This is a genomic window from Vibrio sp. 2017_1457_13 (assembly GCF_030851525.1).
Taxonomy (GTDB): domain Bacteria; phylum Pseudomonadota; class Gammaproteobacteria; order Enterobacterales; family Vibrionaceae; genus Vibrio; species Vibrio metschnikovii.
In genome coordinates this window covers 377368-400886 of record NZ_VHTA01000002.1, presented here as the reverse complement: position 1 = coordinate 400886, position 23519 = coordinate 377368, and the positions used below count along the sequence as shown (strand labels likewise).

21 protein-coding genes are annotated in these 23519 nt (G+C 43.7%); 7 read left to right on the top strand and 14 right to left on the bottom strand.

What is annotated here, in order from left to right:
* Position 1: 1 nt before the first annotated feature.
* The 4 genes from gnd to FKN88_RS04370 form a co-directional block, all read right to left on the bottom strand.
* A complete protein-coding gene (gene gnd, locus FKN88_RS04385) occupies positions 2–1450 on the bottom strand; it encodes a decarboxylating NADP(+)-dependent phosphogluconate dehydrogenase (RefSeq protein ID WP_154170778.1) in 1449 nt (482 codons plus the stop codon).
* A gap of 13 nt (positions 1451–1463) precedes the next feature.
* Positions 1464–2180, bottom strand: a complete 717-nt coding sequence (gene pgl / locus FKN88_RS04380) for a 6-phosphogluconolactonase (protein ID WP_154170777.1) — start codon at positions 2178–2180, stop codon at positions 1464–1466.
* Entirely contained in the window at positions 2177–3679 is a 1503-nt protein-coding gene (zwf, locus tag FKN88_RS04375; protein ID WP_187025696.1) for a glucose-6-phosphate dehydrogenase, read from the bottom strand. Before zwf ends, pgl begins: the two co-directional genes overlap by 4 nt.
* 234 nt (positions 3680–3913) lie before the next feature.
* Positions 3914–6793, bottom strand: coding sequence for an HD domain-containing phosphohydrolase (locus FKN88_RS04370; RefSeq protein WP_306687266.1), 2880 nt, complete (start codon positions 6791–6793; stop codon positions 3914–3916).
* Positions 6794–7002: 209 nt separating this feature from the next.
* On the opposite strand from FKN88_RS04370, the gene FKN88_RS04365 reads away from it, so the two are divergent.
* Together FKN88_RS04365 and FKN88_RS04360 are read left to right on the top strand one after the other, a co-directional pair.
* The gene (locus tag FKN88_RS04365) at positions 7003–7752 is read left to right on the top strand and encodes a phosphatase (protein ID WP_154170775.1); all 750 of its coding nucleotides are present in this window, start codon (positions 7003–7005) and stop codon (positions 7750–7752) included.
* Positions 7753–7894: 142 nt separating this feature from the next.
* Positions 7895–8266, top strand: coding sequence for a cytochrome b562 (locus tag FKN88_RS04360; protein WP_306687265.1), 372 nt, complete (start codon positions 7895–7897; stop codon positions 8264–8266).
* Positions 8267–8316: 50 nt separating this feature from the next.
* Here the strand turns inward: FKN88_RS04360 and FKN88_RS04355 are convergent, their stop codons facing one another.
* The 3 genes from FKN88_RS04355 to FKN88_RS04345 form a co-directional block, all read right to left on the bottom strand.
* Complete coding sequence (locus FKN88_RS04355; RefSeq protein WP_154170774.1) at positions 8317–9252, bottom strand: LysR family transcriptional regulator; 936 nt, start codon at positions 9250–9252, stop codon at positions 8317–8319.
* A 387-nt stretch (positions 9253–9639) separates the two neighbouring features.
* The gene (locus FKN88_RS04350; RefSeq protein WP_154170773.1) at positions 9640–9948 is read right to left on the bottom strand and encodes a hypothetical protein; all 309 of its coding nucleotides are present in this window, start codon (positions 9946–9948) and stop codon (positions 9640–9642) included.
* A gap of 220 nt (positions 9949–10168) precedes the next feature.
* Positions 10169–11839 (bottom strand): S8 family serine peptidase, encoded by a 1671-nt coding sequence (locus FKN88_RS04345; RefSeq protein WP_306687264.1) that lies wholly within the window; start codon positions 11837–11839, stop codon positions 10169–10171.
* Between the two features lie 568 nt (positions 11840–12407).
* Between FKN88_RS04345 and FKN88_RS04340 the strand changes: the two genes are divergently transcribed.
* The 5 genes from FKN88_RS04340 (at position 12408) to FKN88_RS04320 (ending at position 19004) form a co-directional block, all read left to right on the top strand.
* The gene (locus FKN88_RS04340; RefSeq protein ID WP_154170772.1) at positions 12408–13664 is read left to right on the top strand and encodes an SGNH/GDSL hydrolase family protein; all 1257 of its coding nucleotides are present in this window, start codon (positions 12408–12410) and stop codon (positions 13662–13664) included.
* A gap of 274 nt (positions 13665–13938) precedes the next feature.
* Positions 13939–15135: a glycine C-acetyltransferase gene (locus FKN88_RS04335; protein ID WP_154170771.1), complete on the top strand. Its 1197-nt coding sequence runs from the start codon at positions 13939–13941 to the stop codon at positions 15133–15135.
* The gene (gene tdh, locus FKN88_RS04330; protein ID WP_306687262.1) at positions 15132–16163 is read left to right on the top strand and encodes an L-threonine 3-dehydrogenase; all 1032 of its coding nucleotides are present in this window, start codon (positions 15132–15134) and stop codon (positions 16161–16163) included. The genes FKN88_RS04335 and tdh overlap by 4 nt, the downstream gene beginning before the upstream one ends.
* A 391-nt stretch (positions 16164–16554) precedes the next feature.
* Entirely contained in the window at positions 16555–18072 is a 1518-nt protein-coding gene (locus FKN88_RS04325; RefSeq protein ID WP_170887329.1) for a ParB/Srx family N-terminal domain-containing protein, read from the top strand.
* A gap of 68 nt (positions 18073–18140) precedes the next feature.
* Positions 18141–19004, top strand: coding sequence for a DNA adenine methylase (locus FKN88_RS04320; protein WP_170887328.1), 864 nt, complete (start codon positions 18141–18143; stop codon positions 19002–19004).
* Between the two features lie 20 nt (positions 19005–19024).
* Here FKN88_RS04320 and FKN88_RS04315 read toward each other — a convergent pair whose 3' ends face one another.
* From FKN88_RS04315 to FKN88_RS04285, 7 genes are all read right to left on the bottom strand, one after another.
* Complete coding sequence (locus tag FKN88_RS04315; RefSeq protein ID WP_306687261.1) at positions 19025–20251, bottom strand: site-specific integrase; 1227 nt, start codon at positions 20249–20251, stop codon at positions 19025–19027.
* A gap of 238 nt (positions 20252–20489) precedes the next feature.
* Positions 20490–20753 (bottom strand): hypothetical protein, encoded by a 264-nt coding sequence (locus FKN88_RS04310; RefSeq protein WP_170887325.1) that lies wholly within the window; start codon positions 20751–20753, stop codon positions 20490–20492.
* On the bottom strand, positions 20750–20980 hold the full coding sequence (locus tag FKN88_RS04305; RefSeq protein WP_170887324.1) for a hypothetical protein: 231 nt from the start codon (positions 20978–20980) through the stop codon (positions 20750–20752). The genes FKN88_RS04310 and FKN88_RS04305 overlap by 4 nt, the downstream gene beginning before the upstream one ends.
* Before the next feature lie 52 nt (positions 20981–21032).
* Positions 21033–21857, bottom strand: a complete 825-nt coding sequence (locus FKN88_RS04300; protein WP_306687260.1) for a DUF2303 family protein — start codon at positions 21855–21857, stop codon at positions 21033–21035.
* Between the two features lie 33 nt (positions 21858–21890).
* The gene (locus tag FKN88_RS04295; protein WP_170887323.1) at positions 21891–22283 is read right to left on the bottom strand and encodes a hypothetical protein; all 393 of its coding nucleotides are present in this window, start codon (positions 22281–22283) and stop codon (positions 21891–21893) included.
* 143 nt (positions 22284–22426) lie between these two features.
* Positions 22427–22675, bottom strand: a complete 249-nt coding sequence (locus tag FKN88_RS04290) for a hypothetical protein (protein WP_170887322.1) — start codon at positions 22673–22675, stop codon at positions 22427–22429.
* A gap of 54 nt (positions 22676–22729) precedes the next feature.
* Positions 22730–23395 carry a hypothetical protein gene (locus tag FKN88_RS04285; RefSeq protein WP_306687259.1) on the bottom strand — a complete coding sequence of 222 codons (666 nt, stop codon included), beginning with the start codon at positions 23393–23395 and terminating at the stop codon, positions 22730–22732.
* Positions 23396–23519: the final 124 nt, after the last annotated feature.

Below are 23519 nucleotides of genomic sequence, written 5' to 3'. Positions count from 1 at the left end.
TTTAGACATCATATGTCGTGGAAGCGGTGTCACCACCAGTACCAGTCCAGTTAGTATGGAAAAACTCACCCCGTGGGCGATCAATACGCTCATAAGTGTGTGCGCCAAAGTAATCACGCTGAGCTTGCAGCAAGTTCGCTGGTAAACGAGCGGTGGTATAGCCATCGAGGAAAGTGAGTGCTGAGGTCATGCACGGCATCGGGATGCCGACTTCCATTGATTTCGCCGCGACTTTACGCCATGCGCCAAGGCAATTATCCAAAATTCCTTTGAAATAAGCATCAGAGCCTAAGAAAGCAATGTCTGGATTGGCGTCAAACGCATCACGAATATTACCGAGGAAAGCGGAACGAATAATACAGCCACCGCGCCACATCAATGCTACGTTACCGTAGTTAAGGTCCCATCCGTTTTCGTTAGAGGCTTCACGCATCAACATAAAGCCTTGCGCATAAGAGATGATCTTCGATGCCAACAAGGCTTGACGAAGCGCATCAACCCACTCTTGCTTATCACCTTCCACTGGCGTGATGGTTTTTGCAAACAGTTGTTCCGCTGCAACGCGTTGATCTTTAAGTGCGGATAAGCAGCGAGAGAATACGGACTCAGTGATGAGCGTCAGTGGAATACCCATGTCTAAGGCATTAATCCCCGTCCATTTACCCGTGCCTTTTTGACCAGCGGTATCAAGGATTTTTTCTACTAATGGTTGGCCATCTTGATCTTTATAGCCAAGAATATCGGCGGTAATTTCCACCAAATAGCTATCAAGTTCAGTTTTGTTCCACTCGGCGAAGACTTTTTGCATCTCGTCGTGGTTCATACCCAAGCCATCTTTCATAAACTGGTAAGCTTCAGTGATGAGCTGCATATCACCGTATTCGATACCGTTATGAACCATTTTCACGAAGTGACCAGCGCCATCGTTGCCTACCCAATCACAACAAGGTTCACCGGCTTCAGTTTTGGCTGAAATACCTTGGAAAATCGGTTTGACCGCTTCCCAAGCTTCTGGTGCGCCACCGGGCATAATGGATGGGCCAAAGCGCGCGCCTTCTTCACCACCCGATACGCCAGTACCAATGAAGTGAATGCCTTTTTCGCGTAGCGCGGCCACACGGCGGTTGGTGTCTGGGAAGTTGGTATTACCACCGTCGATAATGATGTCACCTTTATCGAGTAAAGGAACTAATTGATCGATAAATGCATCCACCACATCTCCAGCACGGACCATCAGCATGACTTTGCGAGGCGTGGCGAGCTTATCGACTAAGTCTTGTAGTGAGTAAGCACCGACAATCTTGGTGCCTTTGGCTGGGCCTTGTAAAAACTCATCCACTTTCGCGGTAGTACGGTTATAAGCCACCACGTTAAAGCCGTGATCGTTCATGTTGAGAATTAGGTTTTGGCCCATTACTGCTAGGCCGATTACACCAATATCACCTTTCATTTATTTCTCTCCTTTACGCAATCTTTTTCGCTGCGTCTAAATCTAAAAACCACTCGGTTTCACCCGTTGTCGACTGAATTTTTGCTGCTGGATAAGGTAACTCTTCCGCAGGAGTAGTGTGAATTTCATGGACGATATCTGCTTTGCCTGCGCCAAGCACAAGATAGCTGATCCGTTTCGCCGCTTGTAAAACTTTGGCGGTTTTTGATACTCGTAACTGACCTGATTGAGGTTGAGTTGCCACCACCGATAAATGTGGGTCATGATAATCCGTCACGTCAGGGAACAGTGACGCCGTATGACCGTCGGCACCGACGCCAAGTAATATCCAATCGAAGACGGGAGTACCGTTCTCGCTGGTGATGCATTGCAGCATTTCAGCGGCAAAGCGCTCAGCTTCGGTGTGTGGATCCGCTTCACCGCGAATACGATGAATATTTTGTGCAGGGATCGCCACTTGGCTAAACAGTAACGCATTGGCTTCGCCATAGTTGCTTTCTGGGTCATCCGCTGCAACGCAGCGTTCGTCACCCCACCAAAAATGCAGATTTTGCCAATCAATCGCTTCAGCGTAGGGCGCACTTGCGAGTCGTTGAAAGAGCATTTTTGGCGTGCTACCGCCAGAAAGGGAGATATGTACCGGTTGGTTCTGCTGGCTATAGCGCAGCATCTCATCCGCCAGCGTATCCACCACCTGCTGTGGTGTTTGAAAAATTTTATGATTGATCATAGTTCGCAGTAATCCGTGTCAGTGAGATTCTTACAAGGGAAACGCCATGCGCGGCCATCTCGCTCCAGTAATTGATCGGCTTCCATCGGTCCCCAGGTGCCGCAGGCATAACCAAACAATGCTTGTGGATCTTGCTTGAAATCGAGGATTGGTTGCACAAACTTCCAGCACGCTTCCACCGCATCGGTGCGAGCAAATAAGGTCGCATCACCATTGAGCGCATCCAGTAAAAGGCGCTCATAAGCGGTGAGCATTTTGGTTTCGGCCAGTGAGGTGTAATGAAAGTTCATCGACACTTCTTTGGCTTTAAATCCAGCGCCCGGTTCTTTTAAGCCAAAGCTCATTTGAATGCCTTCATCAGGCTGAATACGGATGATCAGCTTATTGTCAGGGGCATTTTGGCCAAACACTGGATGGGGGGTACGTTTGAAGTGAATAACCACTTCGGTCACGCGGGTTGGCAGGCGTTTGCCAGAGCGCACATAAAACGGAACCCCATTCCAACGCCAGTTGTTGATGAACATTTTCAGCGCAACATAAGTTTCAGTGCGTGAATCATCGGCAACGCCCGGCTCGTCTCGATAACTGGGCAGGAACTGACCACGAATCTCAGATTCTGTATATTGCCCCAGCACGAGGTTATTGCGTAAATCCGCCTCTGAAAGAGGTTGTAAGCTTTGTAAAACCTTGTTTACTTCATTACGGATAGAGTTGGCATTGATTTCTGCAGGTGGTTCCATACTGACCATCGCCAACACTTGCAGCAAATGGTTTTGGAACATATCCCGCACAGCGCCAGAGCCATCATAATAGCCGCCACGCTCTTCAACCCCTAAAAATTCCGCGCCAGTGATTTCGACGTAATCAATAAAATTACGGTTCCAAAGGGGTTCAAACATGCCATTGGCAAAACGAAACACCAGCAGGTTTTGCACCGTTTCTTTACCCAAATAGTGGTCAATGCGATAAATCTGGTGTTCGGCAAAGTGACGATGAATTTCAATATCGAGCGCTTGCGCTGACTGCAAATCGTAACCAAAGGGTTTTTCGATGATCAAGCGCTTCCAGCCGTCTTGTTCATCATTTAAGCCATGAGCCGCGAGACAGGCAGGAATGACGCCATATAAACTCGGTGGGGTGGCGAGATAGAATAAGGTATTGCGTTGATCTTGTTGATACTGCTCGGCGAGCTCAGTCAAACGCGTTGAGAGTTTGGCATAATCGTCCATATCGGACGTATCAAGTGCTTGATAGTGAAGATGTTCACAAAAGGCATCAAGAATAGCTGGCTCGGTTTGCTCTAATTCACGCAGTGAGCGTTTTAATTTTTCACGATAAGAATCGTCACTGTACTCTGTACGACTGACACCTAAAATAGTAAAGGATTCAGGTAGTTGCTTACTTGCATATAAATGATACAGAGCAGGCACTAACTTTCGATAAGTTAGGTCGCCCGATGCACCAAAAATTACGATGCAACTGTTTTCAGGTATTACCATCATCTTTCCCTTAAAAACGAGGTACTTAGCATGCGCCAACCCTAGCAGCGCAATACCAAAATAAAAAGTAGGTTTTGACTATTGTTGGTATCGTCAAAACCGATATACCTGACCACTTGAGGCGATACGTCCAAGTCGTGAGGTATGGCTTAATCACGCTGGCTAGCGTGATTAAGCGAGGAGGGTATTGTCTACGACAATTTGACACACATCAACTATTGATAGCGCAATCGATTAAATATTAACGCTATCTCGTAAATAGGTTTTTACGGTCGTGATGTAGGATGAGGGGTCAAAGCTGGTAAATTCAATGTTGGTTAGAAACTGTTGTGCATAATCGAGATACACGTGTTGTTCTAAAAAGAGCAGATAGAGTTTAGGATCAATATGCCCACTGGTGGCCATCGTCGTCATGATTTGCATGGCTTCTTCCAGACTCTTGCCTTTTTTATAGGGACGATCGCTAGAGGTCAGCGCTTCAAACACATCAGCAATCGCCATGATCCGCGCAGGAATCGACAGTTGCTGTTCGTTTAATCCTCGTGGATAGCCTTTACCGTCCATACGTTCATGGTGACCACCTGCAATGTCAGGCACTTGCTTGAGGTGCTCAGGATAGGGAAGCCGTTTTAGCATCACAATGGTTTGTACAATGTGATCGTTAATCATAAACCGCTCTTCTTCGGTTAAGGTGCCGCGGCGCACTCTGAGGTTATACAGCTCACCTCGGTTATAGCGCAGCGGTTTGGGCTTAAGCACAAAGCCTTCTTGTTCTATTGTGGCTAGCGGATCGCTATCCCACGGAATCTGGTGAACGATTTTATCGGCGAGCACGTTTTCCATCACCGGTAAATTGGGCTTGTTGGTGTGGCGCTGTGCTTCTAACCAAGAAATACCAATCTGATCGTCTAAGGTACGCTTCCATTGCCGTTGAGCAATCTGTTCAAGACGGGCGATATCTTGATCCGTCATTGATTCACTGCCGATGTTGCACTGTGCGACAAAGGCAAAATCATCATCAAGGGCTTGCTGTTGCTTAATGAGTGTGCTTTTAAGTAAATCCGGGTCGCCTCCGGTGGCGAGCCCTTGCCAGTAATCGGCTTCAGCCTGAACTTTAAGCAGTTCAAAGCGCATGCGAACTTCATGAATTCGATCATAAATGGTTTCCAGTTTGGTGGCTTTATCGACCACGAATTCTGGTGTGGTGACTTTACCGCAATCGTGCATCCAAGCGGCGAGCATTAATTCTTCCCACTGCTCGGCTGATAAGGTGAAATCAGGGAAATAGCGCTTATCTTTAGTGGCAGCTTTGGCGAGCATTTTGGTTAATTCAGGCACTCGTTGGCAGTGACCGCCGGTATAGGGCGATTTAGTATCAATGGCTGAGGCGATCAAGGTAATAAAGGCATTCAGCATCTGCTTTTGTTGCTGCATTTTATCAATATTATCTTTGGCAATTTCAGCAAAACTGAGCACTTCACGCAGGAAGGCATGTTTATCCGCTTGAGCTTTAGTGATGGCGCGTTCGTAACCTAAATTCAACACACCAATCAATTGGCGTGATTTATTGAGCAATGGGAAAAGATAAATGTCGCTGTTATAGAGCTGTTCTTTCAATGGGAACAACACATTGTCGTTGCGATTCAAATGTACCGTTTGTCCTTGGCGAAGTTCAGCCAATAACCAAGGTGTATTTTGTACCAGTGAATTAATATCAATTTTAAACGGAATGATCGCATGATTGGCCGCCGTGGTGAAATGCTGCTGCTCGTGGTTGTAGGTATAGAGCAAAATCGTTTCAGCTTTGGTGATCAAATAGCTTTGATGAGTAATCGTTTTTGCAAATACCTCAAAGTCTTGGTTAGAGGCGGTATCACGCAGCAAGCGCAGTAAATCATGTAAGGTATGTTCCATTAATTCGATGGATTTTGTTAAATCCGCTACTTCTTTAATGATGCTTTTCGGATAGCGAGTTTTTTGGAAATCAAAGCGAGAGATATTATCGGTTTGGACAACTAAGTTACTGAGGGGACGAGCAAGACGCTGAGCAACAAACCAAACGATAATGAAACCTAAGCCGAGCATCATAAAAGCGGCCCCAATTTGTCGATTACGCATACTGAGCAATGCGGCAAGAAGTTCCTTTTGGGGGGTTGCTTGAGCTAACGATAATTGAACGTGTGGACTTAATGCAATAGGGATTAAGGTAACCGACCAAGTTTGCCCATTAAAAGCCACATCGCTAAATATCGCTTGTTGGGTAACACGTTGTGCTACACCGGCAAAGACACTGGTGGATAATTTTTGATGGGTGATCAACGCATCATCGGTTAATGATAATGGACTATTATGTTCGGCTAAAAGACGAAACTGTTGATCAAATAAGGCTAATTGAGTGTTAGCCGAGTAAGCAATCGTCGCCAATTGTTGAGATAAGCTATCAAGAGTGAAGTCTGCGCCGACTACAGTGCTGTTATCCCTTGAACGACGTGAAAGAGTCACTCCAAAAGTTTGTAGAAAGTGGAAAAAATAGGGGTCCGTTAAACGAATCTGACCATCCTCATGGGCATTTTGATACCAAGGACGCTCACGCGGATCAAAGATATTGTTACCATGTTCACGGCGATCAATGGTCTGAAAATCGTTATCTAAGAAAATAACCGTATCTTGCCCATTGGTTCTAGTTTGATTAATGAATAGCGTAGCCTGATCAGGTGCTTGAAAGCGTAATCGAGTTTGTGGGTTGAAGAGTGGGCGAATCATGGTGAAATCACCTTTATGATTACCAAAATAGAGGGCGACAAGATTATCATTGCGTTCAAACACTAAACGTAGTGAAGCTAAAAAATGAGAATTTTCCGTTGGTAGTTGCTCCATTTCAATAAAATGACTTAATGCCATAAAATCGAGAGTGGTTAAAATAGGGGTAATACTTTGTTGAAAGGCAACTTCAACCTTTGTGCTATTTTCATGGCTGATATTATCCGCGATATTACCCATCAGTTGACGTGAATGGTAATAACTGATGGAAATAAGAGTGATACCAATCAAGCTCACTAACACCATAAATAGTGTGCTGATTTGTATGCTGAGAGAGAAATAACGCTTCACCATGACGATGCCCTAAGCTATGCAATGGAGTAAGTATTGTTCACGTCGATTGACTTGCCAAGGTGGCTGATCGATTGTGTGAATCTAACCTGACTTTATTGAGTAGGAATTGGATAGAACAATAGATTCGTAGCGAACTCGTATGGCAGTTGATTGGTAAGCCGAGGGCGGGGCTGGTAAACTGTAAGCTCACTAAATAAAGGGAGTTGATTATGAAACTTGCCGTCGATACTCATACCCATACCTACGCCAGTGGTCACGCTTATAGTACCTTGATTGAAAATGCCAAAGCGGCTCAGGAGAAAGGGCTGTCGATGTTTTGCACCACCGACCATGCCCATTCGATGCCGGGCGCTCCCCATTACTGGTTTTTTTCCAACCAACGTATTTTGCCGCGATTTCTTCATGATGTGGCGATATTACGTGGCGTTGAGGCGAATATACTTAATCTTCAAGGAGAGATCGATCTCCATCCTTCCGTTGATCAAAATCTCGATTGGGTGATCGCCAGCTTTCATGAGCCCGTATTTAAACCCAGAGATAAAGCAACTCATACCCAAGCGTTAATCAATACCATCAAAAGTGGCCGAGTGGATGCGCTCGGCCATTTGGGGAATCCGAATTTTGATTTTGATTTCGCGGCGGTCGTCGCTTGTGCTGCTGAGCATCATGTGGCGATAGAAATTAATAACAGTACCCTAAAAGGCCACAGTCGAGTGGGCAGTGTTGATCGTTGCTATCAGATAGCCGAAGAAGCCAAAAAGCACGGAGCATGGTTAACTACGGGCAGTGACGCCCATTTTTGTCATGATGTTGGTAACCTGACATTAGCCAGTGAGTTGTTAGACAGCTTAGCGATGGATAGCGCTAAAGTGATTACTCACACTCCTGTACAGTTTTTGGATTTTTTAGCATTAAGAGGAAGAGCCAGAATTAGCGAATATCAGGATTACTATCGTTAATGATGTGTTGGGATAAGTTGTATGGAGTCATGAGTGGTTTTCGACTTTTGGTGACGTCACTTTTTTCAATCATTGACTATAATGGTGCAGTAGAAGTCTTGGATAGCAAATAACTAATACGATAATAACAAGGAAGCCAGTGATGCAAAAAAGGATCATTAAATCGAGTGTGTGGTTAACAATCGGATTACTGTTGAGTAGTCAAGTATGGGCAGCGGATGTCGATTTACGCCAAGTGATGCGTCAAATGAGAGCTGAATTTTCTCAGGCGGCGAGCGCGCAAACCGTGCAAGAAATGCAAGTCCCTGTCACTAAGTTAACGGAGTTAGTAAATAAAGCCCAACAAGGTCAATATCCTCCTCGTCGACATGATGTTTATCAAGAGGGATTCACTAAGCTAATGGCGGTGTTGGATCAGTTGAGAGATGAACTCGACAGCGGTCAGTTAGCTCAAGCTAAGCTCACCTTGAGAGAGGTTGATCAATTACGTATGGAATACCATCGAAGACGCTAACGCTTTACCTTTTGTTGTCATCAAGCCCAAGCTCATCGCTTGGGCTTGATTTATTCGGGCGTCGGCATGGTTAATTTGGGTTTTAAATGGGCTAAGACAAAGTCGATGAAAACTCTTAAGCGCGCTGGCATGTACTTAGTCTGAGCATATTGCATGGCAATCGCTCCGTGGTAGTTACTTTTTATCGTCCAGTTTTGCAGTAGTTGCACCACTTTTCCCTCGGCGATGGCATCTTGAACTACAAAATCGTGAAAGATACCAATCCCTAAGCCACTTTTTACCGCATTTAAGCGGATTTGGGATTGATTGACTGCGTATCGACCGGTGACAGCAACGGTATGAAATTCATCCTCTTTAAGAAAATCCCAAATATGATCGCGTTCGGTTTCAGCTAAATAGAGACAGTCGTGCGCGATGAGTTCAGTGGGATGAGCGGGTACTCCACGTTGCTGAAGATAATCTGGGCTAGCGCATAGCACCAAATTTGTTTTACAGAGTTCACGCATCACTAAATTTTCATCGGGTTTATCGGTCAGCTTAAAGGCGACGTCAATATTATGTCGAAATAAATCGATTTCACCATCGGCGGCGCGTAGTTTTAATTGGATATAAGGATATTGCTTAAGAAAAGGCAGTACAAAAGGCTGCAGCACCGAATGCAGAAAAGCTTCAGGGGCGGCGACGGTCAGTGAACCGGATGGCTCACTATGATCAGCATCAGATAAGTCAACGGCTTGTTGAGCCGCGTTAATCATCACTAAGCATTGGTCGTAAACCCGTTGCCCGGCTTGAGTGATCATTAATTTTCGCGTGGTACGCTCAAACAGTTTGACATTGAGAGCCAGCTCTAAGCGAGTGATCAGTTTACTGAGCGCTGAGGGAGTGACCCCAAGCTTATGAGCAGCAGCAGTAAAACTGCCTTCGTTGACGACCAGTATAAACGTCGCAAGATCAGGAAGTAGACTGATAAGTTTGGTGTTAAGCATAGTGCCTGTGCTTATCTAATTAAGTGTTAATAATATTAACCTCAACTCCCAACTTAGGAAGGAGGATTGGTTTTGCTTACCGCTTTTAACAACAGTACTTTTAACAATAGTGATCGGTTCATTTTTTCTCGTGGCAACACAGAGACGAAATCATCGGCAATATGGTTGTTTACTTTACAGAGTGCAATGCGGTTATTTTGAAAAAGCGCATCATTTTGGCAGATTAATAACCAAATCGTCGCTATGTATCATTATTAATATTTACTTTTGTGACTTGTGCCAGAGATTTTGTAGGGAGAATGCAGTGTGGGATATATGCCATTGATTAATTAGTCATTATTTATATGAAAGGTGATGTAATCCCCTTCCTCAATAACCCGCTAATCATTAAAAAAGGGAGCGAATAGGAACGGGTTCCGTATATTCAATCGATGGACTATCGTTGAGTAATTCGACAATCGATGATTCACCTTCGATGACGAGCACCTGTTGGTCATCGAAGCTATCAATTAAGGTCAGTTCCAAACTTTTTAGTAATTCGAGCGCCACGGCTTTTTTATCGGTATGGTATTTGACATAAAAACGTGACGTAGATTGATTTTGTTCGATGGTGCTATCCTCCGCAAGAAAATTGGTCTGAGTGGCAGTGGGGAGTGGTGATAAGCTGGTTATTATCAATAGTAAGGATGCTAACATAATGGCCTCTCTTCCTTAATCAATATCCTCTGCCTCTTTAAAGCTGCAGCGGTGTTGGTTTCTCTTTGTTCACCCTGCCTGCGACTTTTAGAGGTTTGGATAGGGTGTCGTCTTATCATCGTTTATGTTTTGAAAATAACGATCCCCAAGACAACATGGACAGTAAATCAAGGGGATCGCGCCGTTTGACGACCTGACATTTTAAGCCTAACGAGAGGAATTAACCTCGCGGACCATTACACCCCGCATCCAAATAGTTTTTCGCTGCGAGTGCATTCACTAACCCGTAGCCAGTGCGATTATCTCGACCCGGGACATCCAAATCCAGAGCGGTTTGAGTTAATGCTTGGCGGATTTGTTTTGCAGAGCACTGTGGATGATAACTCCACACTAAGCCTGCAACGCCTGAAACGTGCGGTGTTGCCATCGAAGTTCCATTATAGTACTGATAATCTTCACCGGTACGAGTGGATACGGTAATGTCTTGTCCGACTAAAGCCGCCAATTCTTGCCCTACGTTACGATTAACACTGACAGACAATAACGGATGAGTGTCGTATTGATCGAGAACAAACGGGTTTTGGAGGCCAGGACGTTGCTGATTACTGTAGACAATCGCTGCTAACGCGCCAGCATTGTTACAGGCTGCAACAGCATTAATTTCTGGACGAACGGATGGCGTTTCATTAGCGATTCGTTCAGTGAGACAAATTTTGCCACGCATATCGCCACATTGATAGCGACCAGAGCTCGTATCACATAACGCTAAAGGTGCGGTGTATTGCCCCGCAATCGGTGCCGATTCAAAACCAAAGCCATTATTATTTAAGCGATTATGTGGCACGACACCACGGCGAAAATAATCACGATCTTCAGTGATTATTGTTGATAAAACCCCTTCACCTACACTGACGGTAGAGAGTACGGCAACTCCAGGCGCAGCGATTTCTACTTGGTTAGTGGCTTGAGAGAACGAAGCATGATCGTAATTGCTGTCGACGGCAGCGACAGACATCACTGAATCATAAGAGGCAGGATAACTGTGTGCGGTATTACCAGAGTTACCCGCAGCGGCAATCATTAATACGCCTTGTTCATACAATGCATTCATTGCATTTTGTTCGGTGCGGCTTGATTGACTACCCCCTAAGCTCATGTTGACAATGTTTGCCCCATTATCCGCACAGGTTTGAATCGCTCGCACGAGCGTCGATGAATAGCCCCAACCAGATTCATTGAATACTTTGACAATATGCAGGTTAACATTTTGATTTGGTAGTAAGCCTTTTACACCTTCGTTGTTGGCGATGGCGGCAATCGTACCCGCGACATGGGTGCCATGGGCATTGCTGCTACCCGGAATGTACCATTGCCCAGTTCCACGATCGTTCGTCCCTGTGACTCGATTACCGCTCAAATCGTTATGGGCGAGGTCGTAACCAGAATCAATGATACAGATGGTTTGATTGCCAGCTTGACTATCCTCTAACTGATCGGCTTTAACGGCAAAGTAACCCCAAGGTGTGGTTTCGCTCATTAAAAAACGCGGTGGGTCGATTTCTACATACTCGACATCGGGGCGTGAACGGAGGGCTTCAACGCGCTCTTCTGCAAGTTTCGCGCTGTATAAAGCATCATGACCAATAGGTTCAATATCACTGGCTTGTACCTGTGATAATAGAGCTTGCTGACCAATTCGTGGGCCCCAGAATGGGTTATTGGCCATCGAGAATGGTTGTTCATCTTGCTTAAATTTGACAATGTAACGAGTAGGAATATTCGCTTCATCAAATGCCAGCGTTGGGTGAGCCATCGCGGAAGTCGCACTACCGGCGACAATCGTTATTGTACCTAGTTTAACGTAACGTTTTAATTGGTTTTTTTTTATCATTTGCCCTGTCCTTTTTGAGCGATATTTTTGCAGGTTGATCATCCGATATTACCCAGTTGACTTGCAGCTACTGCGCTATTTGGTTCACTCACTCCAATCGTGTTGTTACTGATACTCATGGAGAATCATGGATTTGCCAGTTGTCAGCAACGTCAAGTCGGTTGGCCAGATCGTATAATCAACCGCGAACATTTCATATTTTAATCATGTCACTGCGCGAGATTTCATAATCAAGACTAATGACTTGATCACGTATAGCGCAAAATAATTAAACAGAAAAGAAAACAATTATAATTAGTATTTTTATTGAAATAAGATCACAAAATAAACGAATTAAGTTAATGGTCTATGACTAACCCACTGATATTTATGTGGTTATTTTGTTTTTTCTTATCGGGATGATATCGGTATGAAAATAAATGACGATAGGAGAATCGCGAATTTGACCTTAGTGCCACAATTTTTATCAGTTACTACTTATTGTCATATAACTCAGGTTAATATGTTTTGATTCACTAATCAGATAATGATGTACCAATTATCTACCGTATACATATGGGGTATAAATATGAATATATTAACGTTTCTTTTAAGTGTAACTTTACCTATTGGTACATCGGTTACTCCTACTCCCACTTTTTCTATTCCTGAAGCTGCGCAGTCAAATTATTCAGTGGCTCCTACAGGTAGACAAACTTATACCTATGTGCGTTGCTGGTATCGCACGAGTCATAGTCGTAATGATCCTGCAACCGATTGGCAGTGGGCGACAAATAATGACGGCAGTTATTTTACCTTGGAAGGTTACTGGTGGAGCTCGGTCGGGTTAAAAAATATGTTTTATACTCAGACCTCACAAAATACCATTCGTCAGCGCTGCGAACACACTTTAAGCATTAACCATGATAATGCGGATATTACCTTTTATGCGGCGGATAATCGTTTATCTTTAAACCATACGATTTGGTCGAATGATCCTGTGATGCAGGCTAATCAAATCAACAAGATTGTCGCCTTCGGTGATAGCTTATCGGATACGGGCAATATTTTTAATGCCGCTCAGTGGCGTTTCCCGAATCCAAATAGTTGGTTTTTAGGGCATTTTTCTAATGGGTTGGTATGGACAGAGTATCTTGCTCAGTCTAAAAACATGCCGGTCTATAACTGGGCGGTTGGTGGTGCAGCGGGGGCTAATCAGTACGTGGCTTTAACCGGTGTCACTGGGCAAGTAGATTCTTATTTACAGTACATGGGTAAAGCACAAAATTACCGTCCAGAAAATACCTTATATACTTTGGTCTTTGGTTTGAATGATTTTATGAATTATAACCGCGATGTTGCTGAGGTTGAGGCAGACTTTACGACAGCGTTACAACGTTTAACGCAATCGGGTGCGCAAAATATTTTAATGATGACGCTACCAGATGTGACTAAAGCACCGCAGTTTACCTATTCGACACCGGCGGAAATTGATTTAATTCGCGGTAAAATTACCGCATTGAATACCATTTTAAAGCAGCTAACCGCGCAATATATCGTACAAGGTTACGCGATTCATCTCTTTGATACTCATGCATTATTTGATTCAATGGTCGCTGAACCTGAAAAGCATGGTTTTACCAATGCCAGTGAACCCTGCTTGAATCTCACCCGTTCTTCTGCAGCAGATTATTTATATCGTCACCCGATCACCAATACCTGTGCTCGTGATGGTTCAGATAAATTTGTATTTTGGGATGTCACCCATCCAACCACGGCGACTCATCGCTATATTTCACAAACGTTGTTAGCTCCTGGTAATGGACTGCAATATTTTAACTTTTAACTTTTAACCTCTTGCGTGTTTTTTAGTCATCGAGTCAGCCTGAAGATGCTTTGTGTCTTCAGGCTTTTTTATTCTGATGGCGTTCGTCGAGCGGTATCGCTTGCTCTTATGCGATGGTTGAGTACATTGGTCGCTAGTTATTAGTCAATGAAGTCTATTTGTGAATTAAGTTCATGAATGCTTTTCCGCAAAGCGAGATAATCCCATTCATAGGCTTCTATTACACTGACTATCTAATCTGCTGGAGATAACGGCAACCACTAAGGAAAATGCAATGTCTTGTGATTTTTATCAACAAATACGCCAACAGCTGGATGATGTTAAAACCGAAGGCCTCTATAAATCTGAACGCGTGATCACCTCACAGCAACAAGCGGCGGTTTCTATCTCAACCGGTCAAGAAGTACTTAACTTTTGTGCCAATAATTATCTTGGTTTGGCTAATCATCCGGCTTTGATTGAAGCGGGCCAGCAAGGCATGGCGACCCATGGTTTCGGGATGGCTTCGGTACGTTTTATTTGTGGAACGCAAGATATCCATAAACAGCTTGAAGAGAAGCTGTCTGCTTTCCTTGGCAAAGAAGACACCATTCTTTATACCTCGTGCTTTGATGCGAATACTGGGTTATTTGAAACGTTACTTGATAAAGAAGACGCCATCATCTCTGACGCGCTCAATCACGCTTCGATCATTGATGGCGTTCGTTTATGTAAAGCGATGCGTTTTCGTTATAGCAATAACAACATGCAAGAGTTGGAGCAGCAGCTGATTGCCGCTGATCAAGCGGGCGCACGCCATAAACTGATTGTCACAGATGGCGTTTTCTCTATGGATGGCGTAGTGGCGAACTTGCCAGCGATTTGTGATTTAGCGGACAAGTATCATGCTTTGGTTATGGTGGATGACTCCCATGCGGTGGGCTTTATGGGCGCAAATGGCCGCGGTACGCATGAATATCATAACGTTATCGACAGAATTGATATTATTACCGGAACGCTAGGCAAAGCCATGGGCGGCGCTTCTGGTGGTTATACTTCCGGTAAGAAAGAAGTGATTGATTGGCTACGCCAGCGTTCACGTCCTTATCTGTTCTCAAACTCCGTCGCACCAGCGATTGTGGCCGCTTCTCTGCGTGTCTTGGATCTGTTAGCTGAGAGTGGTGAGCTGCGCGATAAATTGTGGAGCAACGCAGCACATTTTCGTACTCGTATGGAAGCGGCAGGTTTTACCATGGGCGGCGCTGATCATGCGATCATCCCGATTATGCTGGGTGATGCGAAAGTCGCCGCTGAGTTTGCTGAGCGTGCATTAGTGAAGGGCATTTACGTGGTTGGTTTTTCATTCCCGGTGGTACCAAAAGGTCAGGCGCGGATCCGCACGCAAATGTCAGCGGCTCACAGTCGCGAGCAGCTCGACAGAGCGATTGACGTCTTTATTCAAGTCGGCCAAGAGATGGGGCTTATCAAATGAAAATTAAAGCATTAGCAAAGCTAAAACCCGAGCAAGGCATCTGGATGACTGAAGTGGATATGCCAGAGCTGGGTCATAATGACTTACTGATTAAAATCAAAAAGACTGCGATTTGTGGCACTGATGTGCATATTTACAACTGGGATGAATGGTCGCAAAAAACCATCCCTGTGCCGATGGTGGTGGGTCATGAATACGTTGGTGAAGTGGTTGGTATTGGTCAAGAAGTTCGCGGTTTTGAGATAGGGGATCGCGTTTCTGGTGAAGGGCATATTACGTGTGGTCACTGCCGTAATTGCCGTGGTGGCCGTACTCACCTTTGCCGCAATACCATTGGCGTAGGGGTGAACCGCACTGGTTCATTCTCAGAGTATTTAGTGATACCAGCGTTTAACGCGTTTAAGATCCCCGATGGTATTTCTGATGATCTTGCGTCTATCTTTGACCCGTTTGGTAATGCGGTGCACACGGCTTTGTCGTTTGATTTAGTGGGAGAAGACGTACTCATTACTGGTGCGGGTCCAATCGGTATTATGGCGGCGGCGGTGGCGAAACACGTTGGCGCTCGTCATGTGGTGATCACCGATGTGAACGAATACCGCCTAGATTTAGCGCGCAAAATGGGTGTAACGCGAGCGGTTAACGTGGCTGAGCAAAAGCTTGAAGATGTGATGAACGAACTCGGCATGACGGAAGGCTTCGATGTTGGCCTTGAAATGTCTGGAGTGCCAAGTGCGTTTAGCTCAATGCTGCAAACCATGAATCATGGTGGACGTGTGGCATTGCTGGGCATTCCACCTTCATCGATGGCGATTGATTGGAATCAAGTGATTTTTAAAGGCTTAGTCATCAAAGGCATTTACGGTCGTGAAATGTTCGAAACTTGGTACAAGATGGCAAGCCTCATTCAATCGGGCTTAGATTTAACCCCAATTATCACTCATCACTTCAAAGTGGATGACTTTCAAAAAGGCTTTGATGCTATGCGTAGCGGGGCTTCCGGCAAAGTCATCCTTGATTGGGAATAATGAACAAAGCGCTCCGAAAAGGGGCGCTGTTCATTTTTACTATCACTGTAAGCATAAACAGTAAAATGGAAGATCGAGCTGTTTTTAGCCCCACGAATGGTCCCATTTTGGTCCCATCGCTTTGCAATTATCAAACTTATTTCTAAAATTTGGTCCCATATAACTGGTGTGACTAGTAGTACTCAGACATAGCAAACCATAATCTCTCCGCCAAGTCTCTATGGAACAACATTGAGCGATGTTTTGTATTTAAAAATGGATAATTAGGACAGACAGATCTATATCTGGTTAACTCGCGCTAACTATTAATATTGTTTTCTGTTATAACGTTACGCAATTAAAATAATAGTATTTTACAAGTTCATTTTAGATACGTCGGGAGCCAATTGGTATGGAAAGAGACATTCAACTTATACCTCTCAATTCAATTAAACTTGATCAAGAGAATGTGCGATTTGGTGGAGATATTGCTCAGAGCCAAAGAGAAGCACTTGAACTAATGATGGCTGATGTCGAAGATGTTAAAAAGTTAGTTCGATTGGCCGAACATATCGCAGAGAATGGACTTGATCCGACAGAGCTTCAATTAGTATACCCAGATGAAGACGGCTCTTATGTGGTCCTTGAAGGAAACAGAAGATTGACTGCATTAAAAATGCTTCAGAACCCTTTGTTGTGCCCAGTAGAAAAATTTGTTCGTGGGTTTAAAGGCGCTCAGGAAAAACTGAGCGGTAACTTACCCTATGAGATTGCATGCAGCGTTGTTCCCAGTCGAGCTCATGGAAGTATTTGGGTAGAACTTAAGCACACTGGACAGAACAACGGTGTGGGCCGAGTAAATTGGAGCAGTGATATTCGTGATGAAGTTCGTTCAAGAGCGACTGGAGTGGAGTCCGTTGGGCGTCAGATAAGGACTTTGGTCTCTGAAAACGCTGAGATATTTGGTTCCAAAACAGTAGAAAATATAAAGAAAATACCGGTTACTACACTGACCCGTTTATTTGCATCCACTCCTGCTCAAAACACTTTTAAGCTAAAGATCGAAAACAAACTTCTTATTCCTAGTGTTGCTCTCAAGTATATAGCCCCAAGCGTAGAATTTGCGATATCAATGTTTGTACAAGAAGGGTACAACGTTAATGACATACGAGGAAATAAAGATCGTCGTGAATTTATTAGCCACATACCACCAGAGCTGCTGCCTAGTAAACAAGAGCAAAATAGTGGCGCTTCGTCTCCAAACGGACAAGGAAGTAGTCATAATGGTAGTGCACAAAATAGCAACGGAATGAATGGAAGTGGTAATAAGGAGCCATCATCAGAATCTAATTGCGGAGAAAACAGCGATACTGCATCTAAAGGTGATACTGCATCTAAAGATGATACTGCTCCTCAAGGTAGCGGAGATGGTACTCAAAGTAATTCTAAAACCATATCTCAAAGAACGACTAAGGCAAGAAAATACCTGTTTCCGTGGACTCTTAGAATTGGCAATTCTCGTATTAACGAAATTTATAGAGAACTCAAAAGTTCTTTGATAGTTGATAAAACACCAAATGCAGTTGCAGTAACTTTTAGAGTCTTTTTGGAAACAAGCTGTGATGATTACACTAAGCGTTATGAGAAGTCGCCTACCCCTGTGAAGAAAACAGATAACCAACAGCCTTTATCTGAAAAAGATCCGTTGTGGAAAAAAGTTGTTGCAGTAAGTGCGCATCTAGAAAAGAGACAATGCATCGGTGGTCAAGAACATAGAGCGATCTCAAAAAGAGCAGGAGCATTAGACAAAGTCGGTTCGATTGATCATCTAAACTTGTTTGTGCATAGTGCCGCCAGTTCGCCCATTGCTTCGGAACTTAAAGACGTGGCTGAAGAGTATAAGCCTTTACTAGAGGCGATCTGGTCGTGATTCAGGTATGGCCATCATATACAAAATGTGGTCTAATTTACGTATGATCTCTCAATCAATTTGAAACGATGTCGCATAAATTTTCAACACCTCTCCGTTACCCCGGAGGAAAAGGCAAATTTTCCCATTTCGTTAAACAAGTATTCGAAACTAATGAGCTACTTGATGGACACTATGTCGAACCGTTTGCTGGTGGTGCAGGGGTTGCACTAGATCTACTATTTAATGAATTTGCAAGTCATATACATATTAATGACTTAGATCCGGCAATCTATTCTTTTTGGAAAATTGCTACAGAGCAAACCGATGATTTATGCAAAGTAATCCATGATACACCAGTAACAATAGAAAATTGGCATAAACAAAAGGTAGTCTTGAATAACCCATCGGCCTACAACATGCTGGAAGTCGCTTTTGCTACATTCTTTTTAAACAGAACAAACCGGTCAGGAATACTGAAAGCTGGTGTAATTGGAGGAAAAGAGCAAAGTGGGAAGTGGAAGCTTGATGTTCGCTTTAACAAGGACGACTTGACTAAACGTATCCAAATGATCGGCCGTTTTAAAGATAGAATACATGTGTACAATAAAGATGCGGTAGATTTGCTTACTACTGTTGTCCCTACGCTTCCGGAAAAAACACTAGTTTATCTTGACCCTCCTTATTATGTGAAAGGACAAGGTCTTTATCGAAACTTCTATAGACATGACGATCATGTAGAAATCGCTAAGACACTTAGTTCAGTGTCACACCCTTGGATTGTGTCCTATGATAATGTGCCTCAAATAAAAGAAATCTACGCTGCTTACCGCACTGATGAATACTTCTTAAGCTATACAGCTCAGGAAAAGAAGAAAGGAGCTGAAGTTATGATCTATGGTCCATCCATCACTCCTCCAAATCTGGCTTTGTCCTTACTTAAAAGCACATAGTTTACATTTAACTTTGCATATCAAATACTGTTCTTCAGCTTTAGCAGTTCAAGCCACACCCGATCAGACTCTTTCTTGTTCGATTCCTTTAACCACTTCCCGTAAACTTTTGCCACCATTGTAATGTCGGCATGTCCCATCTGTTGAGCCAAGTAACTTATGTTCACATTGGCGTGGGTGATCATCCAGCTAGCGTAAGTATGGCGTAGCTGATATTGGTTACGATGAGGAATGTCAGCCTTTTTGCACAGTTCTGTCCAGACTCTTCCAAGGGCTCGCTTACCATAGTAGTCATAGTCACTGTTTTTCTGTTCTCTTACGGCTTTGGGGTTGAATACAAAGCGCAGTTTTTCAGTTCTAAATGTTTTGCCCGGTAGTTCTACACTGTGTTCTTTGGCTGGATATAAATAAGTTAGGTGACGCTGAGCTTTTAGTGCTTCAACGGCTGGTGGCAGTAAATCGACAAATCTTTCTTTATCTGTTTTTGTCGTTTTCAGCCCACGATGATCGTAGGTCGAGCGGCGAATTTGAATGGTCTTGTTTTCAAAGTCAACATCTTCCCAAGCTAGTGCGCAAAGCTCACCACTGCGTATTCCAGAGTAAACGAGCAAGGTAATCATATTACGATGTTGCAGTTGGCGGCATACAGAAAGAGCTTTGGTGATTTCTTCCATTGAGAAAGGCTGAATATCCGATTCCCCTTGTTTCACTCGCTTTAGAGCATCCGAAAGATCTCTACTGACATACTCCATTTTGTGTAACCAGGATAAAAAGGCGTTGATCGTCACTAGGTTATTATTCACTGTTCTGCTACTTCGCCCCTTTACCAGTTTTTGCCGAAACTGAGTAAGCGAACGAGGGGATAATGTGTCACAACTTCGGTTTGCACCGTAAGTTTCAGCAAAGTCTTTCAGCACCCACTTGTATCGGTTGTAAGTAGAAGTTCGAATATCGTGCTCTTTTGATGCAAGAAATAGTTCCGAAAGATGCTTAATATCTAATGCCTTGGGTTTTCCTGAGGCATGTTTGGAGTTTGGAAAGTGAAAAGCATAATTGAATGTACCGATCTTGATCTCGTACTGGATAGCTTCACGCTTTTGCCTCGCAAAGTTGATGTTCTGTTTGGTAGGGGGGAGCCCTAAAGATTCGCGGTGGCGTTTGCCATTGTAGTAGAACGAAATACGTAGGGAGTTACCACGTACTTCAATACCGGATGGGAGGTTATCTACTATTGCATTCTGTGCCATCTATTCCACTCTTCAATATCAACCATCCAAGTGCCGTGAATTTTTCTCATGACAGTGGATGGGTATTGACCGTCAAGAGCCTTTTCTCTCAATGTCTTTGTGCTTAGGCCAATTTCTTCCGCAGCCTTTTTAAGCGTGACAATAGCAATTTGAGATCTACTCATTGTTCAGACCTATATAGCTTGTTATGTCTTTGGGCGTAACCACCAAAAAGATTTGATTTTGGTGGTTGATAGCGTCATTTCTTCCCTTGACCAACGTAGGGATTGAAATTTATATTTTTGCGCCCGCCTTTACTGGCATCACTGTTATTGAAGAAATAAACCGAGGTCGCACACTCTTCATCGCGCATAATGGCGGCGAGTTCTTGCTGGAACTGCATATCACTCATGCGTTTTAGTTGATTAGGCCGTTTAGGTTCGGTGGTTCGTGGTTTAGTGCCAACTGGTCGCAGAGCCATAATACCTTCCACGGCTTTTTGGATTTGTTCTTGGCTCATCATGTCAACTCCTTATATGACAGCACAGCATCTGCATCACGAGCAAACATAGTGAGAAACTCAGGAGATAAGGAGATGTTGGCTGGGCATTCACGACTTACCCCCCAGCCATGCTGTATATTTTCTGCTTTCACCAGAGTGAGATTGCGCACCAAGCATTTCAGCTGGTGGCTGTAATAGGGTTCCGAAGTGGTGACCTTTCCGTACTGGGTATCAATGGTTGCCGCCATGGATAATTTCCTCGCAAGATGCGCCCCCCGAAGAGAGGGCGCTGATGGTTAATTAAGAAGAGAACGAGCCGATAAACGTTGCGATAGCTATGCTTTCATCAACAAAATGCTTACAGAGTTTCTCTTTAAACTCTTCACTCATTTCTTCTTCGTGCTGTTCTAGCTTTTTGATACGTAGAACTAAGGTTTCATTGCCGATGGTGCTCATTCGTAGTTCGAACGTGCGATCATCTAAGCCCACATAAGGTTCACAAGTGAATTTAAAGACAGCAGGCATTGGAAACTCGTCTTTAGTGCGAACAGCAATAGATTCATATTCTGATTGGTGGTGACTAAAATCATCTACATTTGACTCTCGCCCTGCTTTCGCTTCAAATTTCATATTACGTACTGCTGCGGAAGCCACAGGATTACCAATAAGCTCGCCGTCAGTTGCAAACACTTGAATAAAATCGCTGTAATCTTCGATCCATTCTGCGAGTTTTTTCTGAGGTAAGCGGTCACCGTTAATTTCTAGTAACGCTCGGTAAGCGGCTGTTTTACGTAGTGTTAGTTTTGCTTGGTGTTTGCAATGCCCGGGTAACGCCATAGTTCCCACATCAAAAATGGTTACTGCTGCCATACGATCTGCATTAATGAAGCATTGATTGCCTTCGATTTGGTACTCCTCATGGTAACGAACAAATTCATCAATATTGCTGGTTTCCATCACACCACGAAACTGATTGCGGGTAGGCATATATTTTTCTAAGTCGTGTACGTTGAACGACTCGGGCAGCGCAGCAATAGGAAACGAAGCCTTGAGTAATTGGCCCAAAAACTCTTTTGCGTTTCCGGATTCTTGGATCTGTTGAATGGCTGATTTATCCATAGTCATAGCTATTTCTCTTGAGTTTGTTTGATAAATGAATTAACGAATTTCGCGCAGTTTGGAATCTTCTATGATCAACTGACCGCGTATATCTTCTTTAGGGCGGTCGTAGGTAAGTTTGCCGCCTTTGCCTACGTACGCGATTGAGGTGTATTGAAAGTCTTCAGATTTGGTACCAAAGCCAGTTTTGGGTTCTTTCACTGACATATTGACGGTAATTTCAACCATCTCATTGTTAGTTCCCATTGGCTTGAGCTTTAGATCCATCTTAACGTTGCCTTGTTTGTCGCTGTAAGAAACAGCACGAGCTACGTTCGATAGGGCTAAACCAACCACGTTGGAGATCACTCCGCCGTCAAGGTCTTGCATCAGTTTGGGGAAGTTGGTGGTACGGTCCTCAAGGCTGAGGTTTCCCGCTTCTGGTTTGGACATGTGTTTTCCTCGCTGGTGGGTAAGTTCTGATGAACCAAATGTACCACAAGTTCATTTGTTGTAAAGAACTAAAAGTACATTTTGTTGCGAGGGGTATAAAAAAACCGCTATTAAAGCGGCTAAGACATAGTCGTGAATTTTTATTAGTTTGCCTTGCTTGAAAGCATTTCTTTAAGGCTATCAATATTTTTATTGTGTTTGTAGGTGCAGTGATCACCAATAGCGATTGCGAGAATCCAGCATACAACGGGACCAATGAAAGTTGGCGCACTTACCAGTGCTATCAGGGTTAAAACAATACCTCCCGCGATAGTGGAGTAGAACGCGCCTAACGGACCAAAAAGTATCGTTAGTACTAAGGATGTAATTCTTGATTTTGGTGTGATATTCATTGAGTAAATCCCTTTAATAACCGAGCCTACGTGAAGTGTTATAACGTGATGATTTTAATCCCGAAAATTTCTAATGAGCTTATAAGTGATACTAGTATTATTTGCATCGATAACCTCTAACAGCGCGCCTTTGTAACCAATTACATTTGATTCAGACAAATCATACTCAGCTTCGTTATTAAACGCTGGCCGCGCTGAGTTGTTGCTAAACTCACGGTAACTAATATTTACCTTATTTCCAATTTTACCACTGTAAATCAAAGTTTGCTGAAAGCTGTCTTGGAACGAGGAGGCTTGCTTTGTAATTGAGAATTTTCCTTCGCCTTCAATACAAGATTTAGCTCCAAATATAGTGACAACACAGACCTCAGTAGTATTCCCGTTGGCAACCGATAGGGCCTTATATGGATCAGCTAATATTGATTTTACAACCCCAATTGGGGAATAAAAGGTTTGTTTTTGATCATAACCGATTTGTGCATAAGTGCTTGGTGGAATGTCATAAGCTAGACTTTCCATTATCTGAGTTACTTTCAATACATCCATTTCTGCCATTGTACCTTTACTGACCAAATGATCTCCGATGTATGCTGTAATTTCTTGGCCTATAGCGGGATAGTCGACTCTTCTTACGTTGATATCCGGTGAACCATTGTATTGAACAGAAGTACAACCGGTGGCAAATACCGCAAGTATTGTTGACGTTATTTTTAATTTCATATTATCTTTATTCCCTGAATATCGTATTGATTTATCTATTCGTTGCCTTCGGCTCAGTGCTCTTGGTTATATCCAATCACAACATTAAAGAATACCAGAACACACGACCAATAATCGTGACATT